General features: G+C 59.9%; 12 protein-coding genes. 8 read left to right on the top strand and 4 right to left on the bottom strand.

Annotated elements, in window-relative coordinates; genetic code table 11:
- The first annotated feature begins 100 nt into the window (after window positions 1-100).
- Window positions 101-538 (top strand): Ohr family peroxiredoxin, encoded by a 438-nt coding sequence (locus tag BLT69_RS08810; protein WP_070727960.1) that lies wholly within the window; start codon window positions 101-103, stop codon window positions 536-538.
- 317 nt (window positions 539-855) lie between these two features.
- Here BLT69_RS08810 and BLT69_RS08805 read toward each other — a convergent pair whose 3' ends face one another.
- Entirely contained in the window at window positions 856-2,166 is a 1,311-nt protein-coding gene (locus BLT69_RS08805) for a M18 family aminopeptidase (RefSeq protein WP_092648840.1), read from the bottom strand.
- A 6-nt stretch (window positions 2,167-2,172) separates the two neighbouring features.
- Here BLT69_RS08805 and BLT69_RS11195 point away from each other — a divergent pair, with 6 nt between their 5' ends.
- On the top strand, window positions 2,173-2,655 hold the full coding sequence (locus BLT69_RS11195) for a MarR family winged helix-turn-helix transcriptional regulator (protein WP_092648839.1): 483 nt from the start codon (window positions 2,173-2,175) through the stop codon (window positions 2,653-2,655).
- Window positions 2,656-2,734: 79 nt separating this feature from the next.
- Here BLT69_RS11195 and BLT69_RS08795 read toward each other — a convergent pair whose 3' ends face one another.
- From BLT69_RS08795 to BLT69_RS08785, 3 genes are all read right to left on the bottom strand, one after another.
- Window positions 2,735-3,190 carry a GNAT family N-acetyltransferase gene (locus tag BLT69_RS08795; protein WP_070727957.1) on the bottom strand — a complete coding sequence of 152 codons (456 nt, stop codon included), beginning with the start codon at window positions 3,188-3,190 and terminating at the stop codon, window positions 2,735-2,737.
- A gap of 211 nt (window positions 3,191-3,401) precedes the next feature.
- Window positions 3,402-4,184, bottom strand: coding sequence for a CPBP family intramembrane glutamic endopeptidase (locus BLT69_RS08790; protein ID WP_070727954.1), 783 nt, complete (start codon window positions 4,182-4,184; stop codon window positions 3,402-3,404).
- Between the two features lie 315 nt (window positions 4,185-4,499).
- The gene (locus BLT69_RS08785; protein ID WP_058237293.1) at window positions 4,500-5,651 is read right to left on the bottom strand and encodes an RsmD family RNA methyltransferase; all 1,152 of its coding nucleotides are present in this window, start codon (window positions 5,649-5,651) and stop codon (window positions 4,500-4,502) included.
- 213 nt (window positions 5,652-5,864) lie between these two features.
- On the opposite strand from BLT69_RS08785, the gene dnaK reads away from it, so the two are divergent.
- The 6 genes from dnaK to BLT69_RS08755 all read left to right on the top strand — a co-directional run bounded on the left by dnaK (window position 5,865) and on the right by BLT69_RS08755 (window position 12,554).
- Window positions 5,865-7,748: a molecular chaperone DnaK gene (dnaK, locus tag BLT69_RS08780; RefSeq protein ID WP_058237292.1), complete on the top strand. Its 1,884-nt coding sequence runs from the start codon at window positions 5,865-5,867 to the stop codon at window positions 7,746-7,748.
- Entirely contained in the window at window positions 7,745-8,611 is an 867-nt protein-coding gene (locus BLT69_RS11315) for a nucleotide exchange factor GrpE (RefSeq protein ID WP_413772601.1), read from the top strand. The genes dnaK and BLT69_RS11315 overlap by 4 nt, the downstream gene beginning before the upstream one ends.
- 79 nt (window positions 8,612-8,690) lie before the next feature.
- Entirely contained in the window at window positions 8,691-9,740 is a 1,050-nt protein-coding gene (locus BLT69_RS08770) for a DnaJ C-terminal domain-containing protein (protein ID WP_058237291.1), read from the top strand.
- A 3-nt stretch (window positions 9,741-9,743) separates the two neighbouring features.
- Window positions 9,744-10,277, top strand: coding sequence for a heat shock protein transcriptional repressor HspR (locus tag BLT69_RS08765; protein ID WP_058237290.1), 534 nt, complete (start codon window positions 9,744-9,746; stop codon window positions 10,275-10,277).
- Between the two features lie 173 nt (window positions 10,278-10,450).
- A complete protein-coding gene (locus BLT69_RS08760) occupies window positions 10,451-11,815 on the top strand; it encodes a Mur ligase family protein (RefSeq protein WP_074026209.1) in 1,365 nt (454 codons plus the stop codon).
- Complete coding sequence (locus tag BLT69_RS08755; RefSeq protein WP_058237289.1) at window positions 11,808-12,554, top strand: type 1 glutamine amidotransferase; 747 nt, start codon at window positions 11,808-11,810, stop codon at window positions 12,552-12,554. Before BLT69_RS08760 ends, BLT69_RS08755 begins: the two co-directional genes overlap by 8 nt.
- Window positions 12,555-12,637 lie beyond the last annotated feature (83 nt).

Below are 12,637 nucleotides of genomic sequence, written 5' to 3'. Positions count from 1 at the left end.
GGAGAGCACGCTTGGCCAGCAGGGTAGATAGCGTGTGGCACTGTTTCACCGACTGGAACGGCACTTGCCGACAGATCGGGGACGTGGTGAGATTGAGCTCATGGCACATACACCTCAAAAAATCGTCTACAGAGTTGAAGCCGATTGCACGGGAGGTCGCGACGGAGCCGTCACGATTCCGACGCTGGACTTCCAGGCCGATCTGCGTACCCCGGAAAAGATGGGTGGCCCCGGTGGGGGACTGAACCCAGAAGCGCTGTTCGCCGCAGGCTACGGCGCATGTTTTCAAAGTGCGCTTGCACTTGCTGGAAAAGAACTCGGAGTTGACACGTCTGATTCGCTGGTTACCTGCTCCGTGGGGATCGGGCCTGAAGGTGAATCCTTTGCGCTGTCAGTCATGATCAATGTTGAGATTCCTGGCCTCGACGATGAGACGGTCAAGCGCGTGGCGACTCGCACGCACCAGCTGTGCCCGTATTCCAAGGCCATCGCTGACAACGTTCCGGTTCAGATCACAACCGGCCAAAAGTCGAAGTAAGGTCTTGTTCTTGTCAGTTCTCTAACTTTGTGTCAGGTGCGGGCTGCAGCGCGTGAGCTGTAGCCCGCACCTGTTGTGTACGTCCATTTTCATTGACCCAACTGTCGATCTCGGTCGACTATAGGGCGGGGGTGTTGCAATCCTGCCACTGTTTGTGCAGGTCAGGAGCTTTTGTCTGCGCGCACATCAGTCGACGCGTCGTCCAAATCGGCAGTTGGGGACAAGAGGGGGAGTGGAGACAGCCGGGCGCGAGAGGAAGCTGGAGGAAGGCAGCTGGGAGCCAGAGCGCAGGGCGCTGCGCAGAGCGCTTTCGTGCCTCAGGCTCCGCGCCAGTAGGCCTCCAGAATTGCACTGAGCGATTCAAGGTCGGCGACGTGGCTCATTTCGCGAGCCGAGTGCATCGACAGTAAACCGATCCCGACGTCGACCGTGCAGATTCCCAGACGCGTCGCCGTGATCGGGCCGATCGTGGTGCCGCATGGCATCGAGTTGTTGGACACGAAACTCTGCCAGGGGGCGTCAGCTGCCTGAGCCGCGCGTTTCCACAACGCGATCCCGGGAGCATCAGAGGAATACCGGCGGTTGGCGTTCAACTTCAACAGTGGTCCGCGGCCCATCACCGGGCGGTTGTCAGGGTCGTGCCGATCAGCATAGTTGGGATGCACGCTGTGCCCGGCATCAGCAGAGATACACGATGAGGCGGCCATCATCCGAGCCGTCCCGTCAAAGTCTCGACCCAGGCTCGCCGCCGTGCGACGCAGAATGTCTTCGAGGAACGGCCCGGCCGCCCCCGAACTGGTTGACGATCCTACTTCCTCATGATCAAAGCAGGCGAAAATCAGTACATCGTTGCCACTGATGCCGTCAGCCAGTAGGCGCTCTATTGCGGTGAGGCCGCTGTGCACCGATGACAAATTATCCTGACGGCCAGCAGCGACAAACTGTCCGTGCGATCCGAAGACGGCAGGCCCCTGCGAGGGAGTCAGGATTAGATCAAAGGATGCGATCTGATCGGCGTCATCCAGATCGACCGTATGAGCCACGAGATCAAGGACCGACGCGTCGTCCTCGTCAACAGTCCATACGGGCTTCATGTGCTGTTGCTTGTCGAGCACAAGGCCCTTGTCACTCACTGTACGGTCCAGGTGGATGGCCAGCTGCGGGATGCGTGCGAGTGGGCCGGTTGCGACCAGGCGCTGCTCGCCGCCTTGCGTGAGAATGCGTCCAGCGATTTTGAGTTCGCGATCCAGCCACGAGTTCAGCAGCATTCCGCCGTAAATCTCTGCGCACAGCTGCCCCCACCCGTCGGCGGTGGTGGCCTGCACAGACGGCTTGAGCACGAGAGCAGGGGAGTCAGTATGCGCGCCGACGATGCGGAACGCAGACGAGTCAGTGACAGACTCGGGGATCACGTACGCAATAACGGCACCGTCGCGGACAACCACGTGTCCACCCGGTGCCGTATCCCACGCGTCAGTTTCGCGCTGGCGCACGCACCCCGCATCCTCCAAACGTTGAGCAATGAGGTTAGCGGCGTGGTACGAGGACGGGGAATCGCTCAGAAAAGACAGATAATCGCAGGTAAAGGCACTGGCCGTCGCCGTGCCGGCAGGTTTCACGTTGGACATGACTCCATGGTAGGCGATGGAACAACGCCGGTGGAGTCGCCCTCGTCAATCCTGCCGAACGAACAGGCGACGACCAGTAAGGAACTGCGTCACAGTGTGCTCGAGGCGACGCGAACCGCCGTCGAACACGCGAGTGAGGCTCAGGAGTTCAGCTTGCCGGCGATCTCGACTGTGCGGCGAGCCATGTGGTCGAGCGCAGCCACTGTTTCCTCCGAACGCTTGTCGGTGTTCACCCGCTCAGGAATGACACGCGCGATCGCCCGTCTGGAAAAGCTCGGTCTTGTTGAGCGCACCCCGTCGTCCTCGGACAGACGATCAATGCTGGTGTCGTTGACGCCCGAGGGAAAGTGCACGCAGCAAGAAGCCGCTGTCATCACTCAGGAGCACGGCGCTCAGCTATTCGGTGCAGTCGCCACTGCAGATGAACGTCGCCGCGTTAAGCAGATTGGTCTGGATCTGCGCGCAGAGATGGGGGGCGCGGCAAAGTGAAATGATTAAACAGGAAGACGAGGACGCCTAGACGTGCGGCCGCTGATAACCTGCTTGCGGGCAAAGAACCGCTGACGAACTACTTGCCGGCGGAGAAGCGGTACACGTTCGTCTCACGCAGCTCGAAACCGCACCGCTTGTACAGGCGGTTAGCTGCTTCGCGCGAGGGACGCGATGTCAGGTCAATCGTGCGTGCGCCAAGCTCCTGGGCAAAGTCAACCGCTGCTTCAACCAGCTTCTGGCCGGCACCCTGGCCGCGCGTACTGTCATCAACGACCACATCTTCCACCCAGGCACGCAAACCGGTGGGAATTGTGAAAGTGGCCAGTGTCAGCATCCCGGCGATCTGACCGGCAGCCACATCGCCCGCTGCCTCATCGGTGCGATAGATAAACAGATACACACCTGGTTGAGAAATAAAGTCGCGGATAGCGCCTTCCTCCATCGGCGCTGATGAGCGGGACAGCTGAGGGACGAGCAGCTTCATTGCTTCGGTCAGTTCGGGCGAAAAATCATCGACGCGTTCGATCGCCATGAGGCCTCCTGTGGGTTGCGCAATCTCCCTAGCATTGTGACACGATCGCCCGCCGTGCGTGCCAGTGACGCTCGGGCGCGTGGTGCTCAAGCGTGTGACGCTTGGGTGCGTGATGCTCAGGCGTGCGATGCGTGGGCGCGTGACGCTCGCGCTTGCGACGGTCGGGTATGTGACGTTCACATGTCTGTCGGCGCTCTGAGAGGCAACGCCTTCAGTGGGCCAGATCCTGCCTCTCGTGCAGCTGCTGATCCTCGCGCACGCGCAGGTTCTTCAGACAGAAGGTGCAGTACACCACCAAGAGCACAACGCAGAACGACAGGAGCGCTGCGTTGAAGGCCGTCTCGCTCATTGACAGCGACGAGGCCGCATCGGCGCTCGTTTTTTCGATGATGGCCAGAGAATTATTCAGGCTGTGGAAGACGATACATGGAACTAAGCTCTTTCCGTTGTAGAACAGCAATACAAGGGTGAAGCCGACGACGATTGCAAAAACGATCTGCATGAGTGTATTCATCAGCGGGGCGCCGTTGAGCAGGTTGACGATATGTCCCAGCCCGAACGTCAATGACGACACAATAATGGCTGCCATCAAATTGCTTTTCGCCATTGCCAGGAAGAGGAAACCTCTGAAGATTACTTCTTCCAGGAAACCGATGCACGTCATCGAGACAATGAAAAGGATGGTTTCGACAGCGGTGTACCGGAAGTCAAAACCCGTGATCAATCCGCTGGTGGCAACGATCAAAATGGGGAGGAAAAACCAGGCTCTGTCGGCTGGATAGGGCGGCTTGATAAGCCCGTACTTTTTCGCCAGGCCATTGGAGATAATCCAGTACGCAAGAACTGCGACAAGGGCGATATGGAAGATCGCCGGGATCAACGCTGTGATCCCGATCTGGTCGGTGAGTTGCTGTGCAACGAGGGTCCCGCCGACGTAGATAGCAATCATGATGATTGCGAACGTTATTTCACTTTTCTGATACAACGCCTTCATCGTGACGCCTCGTTTCGTGGACGCGGGGATCGAGGAGTTGAACGACCTCACGTATGAGCCCGAAAGAGCATGACATGACTTTCTCGCAAAGCCGCTAATCTCAATGGTGTTTTCAGTGTAACCAGCGCGAATCAGGCCGTCGGTAACAAAATGATAAATGCGCGTCGGCTCATGTGGATGGGGAAGTTGTGTCGCTCCTTGTGGGGGTTGTGTGTATTTCAGGGGGCGTCCGCGCTCCTATCGAGCAGACTTGAGCAGTCAAACGTCTTTCAAGCAGGTCCGCTCCCTTATCGTATATTGAGCAAACCTTCGCCCTTACTGTGTTTCAAGCAAAACCGCACACTCGACATGGCGGGTGTGCGCGAACATGTCAAAAATGCGTCCCTGACTCACTTGATACGACGGCATGTGCGCGAGATCCTCAACCAGTGTTGCCGGATTACATGACGAGTACACGATGTGGTGCGCTCCGCACCCGTTGAGCCACGTCGCAAGCTCCTCACCCAGCCCGCGTCGGGGAGGGTTGACCACGATAGCATCTGGAACCGTGCGTTCGGACTGCTCTCGCGCCCACTTGGTCGCATCCGCCGCAATGAAACGCGTGCGCACACGCCTTGCTGCCACCTCCAGGTGCTGCGCAGCGTTCTTCGCAGCCTCGACAGCATCGCCGGAAATCTCCACGCCCGTCACATCCTGGACACCCGCGGCTGCAGCATTTAACGCAAACCCGCCCACGCCGCAATACAGATCCCACACGCTGCGAGCATCTACATCCGTCAGCCAGCTCGCCACCTGCATGTACAGTGCTGAAGCCACCCGCGTGTTGGTCTGAGTGAAGGAGCGCGGCCCAACCTGCAGTCGCGTCCGTCCAACCGTCATCGGCAGTGTTACCTCGTCGGTGAGGACGTACTCATCCGGCCCTTCGACCAATGCTGCGTGCGTGGGATGAATGTTGGCCGTCACCACTCGAATGGTCGGCACCGCCTGTCTGATTGCATCAAGATGAGTGCGCAGAGTCGACATGTGGCGGCGCGAGCGCAACACGAAGCGCACCATTAGTTGTCTGTCATCGCCTGCCGTCACAATGACGTACTTAAGGTCGCCTCGACGCCGTTTGACGCTGTACGGTTCGATGCGCATGCGCTCGATCAAACGGGCAAGTCGGGGGAGCTGATCGCGGATTGCAGGCACGACGATCGGGCAGTCTCGCAGGTCCTGCACGTTCAAATCCGCCCCCAGTATTCCCAGCCGCATGTTCAAGGGTGTCCCTCCCGCCACGAGTTTCACCTTGGAGCGAAAATCCCTCTGATGCGATGCAGCAGGTGCCAGCCACTGCAGATCGGGCGTGCCGAATTCAGTGAGGGCGCGACGAACCTTCGCATCCTTGTCTGCAAGTTGACGTTCGTACGGTGTGGGTAGCAGGGTACACGAATGGCACAGCCCGGCCTCGAAATACCCACATTGCATAGGGGAATTGTGTCACGGTGCCTGCGAGGGTGCCCGATCGCAAGGTGATGTGTCCGGAGGCTGTGTCGGCTTGCTCACATGTGACGAGGGAATAAACCTCACCGTGATGAAGTTGAGCATATTAGACTCAAGTTTGAGGTCGTAGGACTTGCCATGGCGTCATCCCCCCTCTAAACTTGAGTGCAACAGACTCAACTTGGAAGGATAGATTCAATGGCACGAGCAATTGGCATTGACCTGGGAACAACGAACTCCGCTATTGCGGTGTTGGAAGGTGGCGAGCCCACCATTATTGCCAACGCCGAAGGCGCGCGCACCACTCCCTCGGTCGTCGCATTTTCAAGCACCGGCGAAGTCCTCGTCGGAGAACTGGCCAAGCGGCAGGCCGTCACAAACGTTGACCGCACCATCTCGTCAGTCAAGCGCCACATGGGCACCGACTGGAAAGTGTCCATCGACGATAAGGATTACACCGCGCAGGAAATCTCCGCGCGTATCCTCGGCAAACTCAAGCATGACGCGGAAGAATACCTCGGTGAACCGGTGACCGATGCGGTCATCACCGTCCCCGCATACTTCTCTGATGCGCAGCGTCAGGCCACGAAGGAAGCCGGCCAGATCGCCGGACTGAACGTTCAGCGCATCGTCAACGAGCCAACCGCAGCAGCTCTGGCGTATGGCTTGGAAAAAGGTAAGGAAGATGAACTGATTCTGGTCTTCGACCTTGGCGGTGGCACGTTCGACGTGTCCCTGCTGGAAATCGGCAAGGATGATGACGGCTTCTCCACCATTCAGGTGCGTGCAACTGCCGGTGACAACAAGCTCGGTGGTGACGACTGGGATCAGCGCATCGTTGACTGGCTCATCCAGCAAGTCAAGTCCAAGTCAGGCGCTGACCTGTCGAAGGACACCGTCGCGCTGCAGCGCCTCAAGGAAGCAGCTGAGCAGGCCAAGAAGGAGCTGTCCTCGGCCTCGACCACGAACATTTCACTGCAGTACCTGTCGATGACGGCTGACGGCCCCATCCACCTGAACGAATCGCTTTCGCGCGCCAAGTTCGAGGAAATGACCTCTGACCTGCTTGACCGTACGAAGCAGCCGTTCCACGACGTGATTCGTGACGCAGGTATCCAGGTCTCCGACATTGACCACGTTGTGCTGGTCGGTGGCTCCACCCGTATGCCGGCAGTGGCTGAAGAGGTCCGCAAGCTGACCGACGGTCGCGAACCGAATAAGGGTGTCAACCCCGACGAAGTTGTGGCAATCGGCGCAGCCCTGCAGGCCGGCGTCATCCAGGGCGACCGTAAGGACGTTCTGCTCATCGACGTGACCCCGCTGTCCCTCGGCATTGAAACCAAGGGCGGGTTCATGACCAAGCTGATTGAACGCAATACCGCGATCCCGACGAAGTCCTCGGAGCTGTTCTCCACAGCGGAAGACGGCCAGACATCCGTGCTGGTTCAGGTCTACCAGGGTGAGCGCGAGTTCGCCCGCGACAACAAGCTGCTGGGAACCTTCGAACTGGGCGGCATCGCCCCGGCACCTCGCGGCAAGCCGCAGATCGAGGTCACCTTCGACATCGACGCCAACGGCATCGTGCACGTCTCTGCAAAGGATCGTGGCACAGGCAAGGAACAGTCGGTGACTATTACCGGTGGATCTGCCCTGCCTAAGGATGAGATCGACCGCATGGTGAAGGAAGCTGAAGCGCACGCCGCCGATGACAAGAAGCGTCGTGAGGAAGCTGAAACACGCAATACGGCCGAGCAGAAGGTCTACATGACCGAGAAATTCCTCAAGGATGACGGCGACAAGGTGTCAGAAGGTACGCGCAACGAGGTCCAGACGGATATCGACGCGGTCAAGAAGGCGCTCGAGGGTGACGACATCGAAGCAGTGAAGTCGGCTATGACCAAGCTCGACGAATCATCACTGAAGATCGGTCAGGAAATCTACGCCGCGCAGCAGGCCGAGGGTGACCAGGCCCAGGCTCAGGCAGACGCTCCGCAGGCCGGCGCCGGCCAGGCAGATGCATCATCGAGCGATGACGACGTCATTGACGCTGAAATCGTTGATGAGGAGGACGACGACAAGTGAGTGAGACACCGATGAACGACAAGAGCCAGACCGGGCCCTCCGAGTCTGATCCGCGCGTGTCGCCATCGGGTCCCACCGACCAGAACGCGTGTGCATCCGGCAAACAGTCAGATGCACACGCCGAGGGCAACGGCACCGGCAGCGCCTCACAGCATGGCGCTGCCGCCCGTGAGGCCGATGCGTCGCACACAGGTGATGCGTCTGAACCAGCAGGCTCAGCACGCGAAAACTCAGATGTAGACGATTCAGCTTCGACCGCCCCTCGCGATGGCACCACGTCCAATGAATCTGACGGCACCTCCGATGTCTGCGCAGACGATGTAAATAGCGAATTGGCTGATGGCGCCAATGCTGCGCCAGCAAGTACCGACGATATGTCCGCATTTGAGGATGATGTCGAAGATACCGAGCTGGCCAAGGCAATGGCACGAATCGGAGAGCTGGATGACGACCTGGCTCGGGCACGCGCCGACCTGTACAACCTGAACCAGGAGTACGGCAACTACGTGCGCCGTTCCAAGGAAGCTGCATCCGCCCACCGCGTGAGCGGTCAGCAGGAAGTGGCAGAAGCGCTGATTTCCGTCCTCGATGATATTCACGCAGCGCGTCAGCACGGCGACCTCGAAGACGGACCTTTCGCAGCGATCGCTAACAAACTTGAAGAAGTTCTCAAGAGTCAGTTCGCGATGGAACGCTACGGTGTGGAAGGGGACGACTTCGACCCCTCGCTGCACGAGGCGCTGATGGCACAAGCTAGTGAGGATGTCGACCACCCTGTGATCGGCCAGGTTCTGCAGCCCGGATACCGCATGGGTGAGAAGGTTCTGCGCCCCACGAAAGTGATGGTTCACAACCCACAGTGACACGTACAAGGACGGGCATTAACCGATGCCCACGAGAAAACGAACTGCTCACAGGCAGACAACCGGGAGATGAGGTGACATGAGCGGACAAGATTGGTTGGAAAAAGATTTCTACAAGACTCTGGGAGTCGGGAAAGACGCCGACGCGGCAGCCATTAAGAAGGCCTACCGCAAGCTTGCCCGAAAGTGGCACCCCGATCAGAATCCTGGAGATGCGAAAGCCGAAGAGCGTTTCAAGGAAATCGGTGAAGCCTACGCCGTCCTGTCAGATCCTGAACAGCGCAAACAATACGATGCGCTGCGCTCAATGGCAGGTGGCGGGGCACGATTCCAGGCAGGCCCCGGCGGCGCGGCTGGCGGAGCGGGCTTTGAAGACCTGTTTTCCAACCTGTTCGGCGGTGGCGGTGGGCCGGGTGGTCAGACCCGAGTGCGCTACAGCACCCAGGGCGGCGGCGGAGCAGGATTTGAGGATATGTTCTCGAACCTGTTCGGCGGCAGCGCCGGCGGACAGTCTGGCCCCTACGGGTCGGGCTCATTCGGTCAGGGAGCGCCCGGAGCAGGTTTTGGTGGTCCTCGACCCCAACGTGGAAATGACCTGCGTGCCTCCACTACACTGACGTTCCGCCAGTCCATGGAAGACACCACCGTGCGGATGACCGTTGACGGCCATTCGATGACGGTGCGCATCCCTGCCGGCGTGAAGGACGGTCAGAAGATCCGTCTGCGCGGCAAGGGGCGTCCCGGCTCAAATGGCGGGAAGAACGGTGACCTGATCGTCACGATCAACGTGGCTAGGCACCCTGTTTATTCGCGCGACGGTGACAACCTACGGATGCAGCTGCCGGTGACGATGTCGGAGGCAGCATTGGGCGCCAAAGTCAGCGTGCCTCTTCCTGACGGCTCACATGTCGCCATGAAGATCCCCGCAGGCACTCAGTCAGGCGCCGTATTGAGACTGCGCCACCGCGGAGCGCCCAACGGGAAGCGTCGTGGTGACCTGATGGTCGAGGTGCAGGTTGCTGTCCCCACGAAGCTCACGAAACAGCAGCGCGAGGCGCTCGACGCCTTCAGCGCGTCGCTGGGTGACTGGGATCCACGCGCTGACCTTGCAAAGCGGGCGGAGGCGTAAGACATGCTGCCTTCTCACTCGCAAACGACGTTCGTGATTTCTGTGGCGGCAGAACTGGCAGGCATGCATCCGCAGACGCTTCGGCAGTATGACCGCCTGGGCCTGGTGACGCCTGCCCGCACCAAGGGACGAGGGCGGCGCTACACGCACCGTGACATCCAACGTCTGCGCGCCGTCCAGGTCATGTCCCAGGAAGAGGGCATTAATCTGGCGGGAATTCGCAGAATCCTCGACCTGGAGCGGGCACTCGAACAGCTTGAAGGCGAACGTGACGCGCTCGAACATCAGCTCGATGAAGTCAGGCGGCGACGCGACCGTGTCTTTGCCGCCTCACCGACAGGTGAAGTCTCTTCACTGCGTCGTGGCGAGCGTCCGGGTTCGGCCCGGCGAGGTGCTGACACGCCGGTGGACACAGGCGCATCAACAGGGACTGAACTGACGTTCCACGGTGGAGCACTGGTCAGATGGGCGCCTACTCAGCTGATGGACCTGGTGAGTTTCTGGATGAATGACTGGCAAGCGCGTCGCGACGGCTAGGCTCAACCTCTACGCCTCTCGGGACGGGCAGGACCCGACCGATGCGCCCCACGAGGCGAGACCTCAGCGATATGCCCCACCATATCGACATGGAAGCGCATGTGCTTTTTCAAGGTCCGCACCACACCAGCTGAAAGTGGAGGTGCGGGCCTTTGCCGCGCTAATGTGACCTCATGACAGTGCCTCATGATTCGACCCGACCATCGTCGAACTCGTCGCGATCCCTTCGCTCCCGCGTGGCAACGGGAATTGGATCGCTGGCTCGCACCGCCTCTCGTGCTCTGGGACGAGGTTCAGGCGGAATGATCGGTGGGAGAGTCGCCCTCGCACTGGCTCCAAACGTTCTTTCGGAAGTGTCCCGAGGGTGCCGTTGCGTCACAGTCACCGGCACGAACGGTAAATCCACGACGACGCGAATGATTCGCGCAGCGCTGTCCACACGCGGGCAGGTTGCCTCGAACGTGAACGGCGACAACATGCCGCCCGGCATTGTCAGTGCGTTCATGATGGCGCCTCGCGCACAATTCGCTGCACTGGAAGTCGATGAAATGCACCTGCCGATCGTTGCCGGACAGGTCAACCCTGCAGTGATGGTGCTGCTCAACTTGTCACGCGACCAGCTGGATCGTGTCGGTGAAATCGGCACAGTGGAGCGGCGGCTGCGTCAGGCAGTCAATGCCCACCCCGATGCAACCATTGTTGCGAACTGTGATGATCCCCTGATCGCTTCAGCCGCATGGGATGCGAAGTCGGTGATCTGGGTGGCAGCCGGTACCACGTGGGGGGCGGACTCAGCAGGATTTCCCCGCGGCGGCAGGCTCGTGCGTCAAGGCGATGATTGGCATGTAGTCGGGGCAGACCACCCCTATCGGCGTCCCGAACCTGACTGGTGGCTGGAAAAGGTCGAGGCGTCCGGCCAGGCGACACTTCGTTCGCGCGAGGGCCACGCCACCGACGTGAAACTGAATTTGCCTGGAGCAGCGAACCTCGGCAACGCGGCGCACGCGATCGTGGCTGCGCATCAAGTGGGCGTCGACATTGACGGCGCGAGTCGGGCGATCGGTGAGGTCAGAGAAGTAGCAGGGAGGTATTCCACTCACGAGGTCAATGGTCGCCGCGTGCGTATGATGCTGGCGAAGAACCCGGCCGGGTGGCAGGAAGCCATGACGATGGTGGATGCCACTGCGAACGGACTGGTCATCGCGGTGAACGGGCAGATCCCTGATGGCGAAGACCTGTCATGGCTGTGGGACGTGGACTTTTCAGTGCTCCAACAGTATCCGTGCGCCGAACGCGTCGTGGCGTCGGGGGAACGCGCGGCGGATCTGGCTGTGCGCCTCGAATATGCAGGCATCCACTGTGAATGTGTGCCCGACACGATCGAGGCATTGACGCGCTGTGCTGAAGGACGCATCGAATTCCTGGCAAACTACACGTCATTTCGTGACACGAAACGTGAAATTGACCGGCGCGAAAAAGAACGCCACGCCGGTACGCAGAGCACGCAGACGACGGCCGAGGGAGGACGCGATGAGTGAATCAACCTTGCGGATCGGTGTGCTCTACCCCGAAGTACTGGGCACGTACGGCGATACCGGCAACGCGGTGGTGCTGTGCGAACGCGCACGCAGGCGCGGAATTGATGCTGACATCATCAGCGTCGACCTGGACACATGCGTGCCTGAAGACCTTGACCTGTACACCCTGGGTGGGGGAGAGGACACCGCCCAGGCTCTCGCCGCTCGAAAAATGAGTGACGGCACCGGGCTGAAACGCGCTGTTGAGCGGGGTGCCCCCATTCTGGCGATCTGCGCCTCCCTGCAGGTGCTGGGCCAATGGTACGAGGATGCTAACGCAGTGCGCGTGCCCGGTTTGGGATTCCTGGACGTCACCACCGCACCTCAGGGCAGCAGAACTATCGGTGAGATTCTCACCACGCCCCGAATCGACGGGCTGACCGACCTGCTCACAGGATTTGAAAATCATGGCGGTGCCACAACATGCGGACCGGATGCCACGCCACTGGGAACCGTCATCCGCGGAACGGGCAACGGCGTCAATACAGGCGACGGAGCATGCGACGGTGTCCACCAGGGGTCTATCATCGCCACCTATATGCACGGCCCCGTCCTGGCGCGCAACCCGCAGCTGGCTGACTACCTGCTGAGCCAGGCAATGGGAATAGCGATGACAGACCTGTCTGAACTGACTGTTCCCGGCGTGCAGCGCCTGCGCGAAGAACGCCTGCAGGCTGTGCACAGTGAGGTCGGCAACTGAACTCCTGAATCACAAAGTTGAGTGGAATAGACTCAAGGCGTGTGTCGTTGTAATGAGTAGATCAGACAACGAAGCCCGTCAGA

Source organism: Schaalia radingae (assembly GCF_900106055.1).
GTDB classification, from domain to species: domain Bacteria; phylum Actinomycetota; class Actinomycetes; order Actinomycetales; family Actinomycetaceae; genus Pauljensenia; species Pauljensenia radingae_A.
Note: the sequence above shows the minus strand (reverse complement) of the source record. Positions and strands in the feature narration are given on the sequence as shown.

Bases quoted from the DNA above. Each gene is read 5' to 3' on its own strand.
- BLT69_RS08810 (WP_070727960.1), top strand. From the start codon at position 101: ATGGCACATACACCTCAAAAAATCGTCTACAGAGTTGAAGCCGATTGC.
- BLT69_RS08805 (WP_092648840.1), bottom strand. From the start codon at position 2,166: ATGTCCAACGTGAAACCTGCCGGCACGGCGACGGCCAGTGCCTTTACC.
- BLT69_RS11195 (WP_092648839.1), top strand. From the start codon at position 2,173: ATGGTAGGCGATGGAACAACGCCGGTGGAGTCGCCCTCGTCAATCCTG.
- BLT69_RS08795 (WP_070727957.1), bottom strand. From the start codon at position 3,190: ATGGCGATCGAACGCGTCGATGATTTTTCGCCCGAACTGACCGAAGCA.
- BLT69_RS08790 (WP_070727954.1), bottom strand. From the start codon at position 4,184: ATGAAGGCGTTGTATCAGAAAAGTGAAATAACGTTCGCAATCATCATG.
- BLT69_RS08785 (WP_058237293.1), bottom strand. From the start codon at position 5,651: ATGCAATGTGGGTATTTCGAGGCCGGGCTGTGCCATTCGTGTACCCTG.
- dnaK (WP_058237292.1), top strand. From the start codon at position 5,865: ATGGCACGAGCAATTGGCATTGACCTGGGAACAACGAACTCCGCTATT.
- BLT69_RS08770 (WP_058237291.1), top strand. From the start codon at position 8,691: ATGAGCGGACAAGATTGGTTGGAAAAAGATTTCTACAAGACTCTGGGA.
- BLT69_RS08765 (WP_058237290.1), top strand. From the start codon at position 9,744: ATGCTGCCTTCTCACTCGCAAACGACGTTCGTGATTTCTGTGGCGGCA.
- BLT69_RS08760 (WP_074026209.1), top strand. From the start codon at position 10,451: ATGACAGTGCCTCATGATTCGACCCGACCATCGTCGAACTCGTCGCGA.
- BLT69_RS08755 (WP_058237289.1), top strand. From the start codon at position 11,808: ATGAGTGAATCAACCTTGCGGATCGGTGTGCTCTACCCCGAAGTACTG.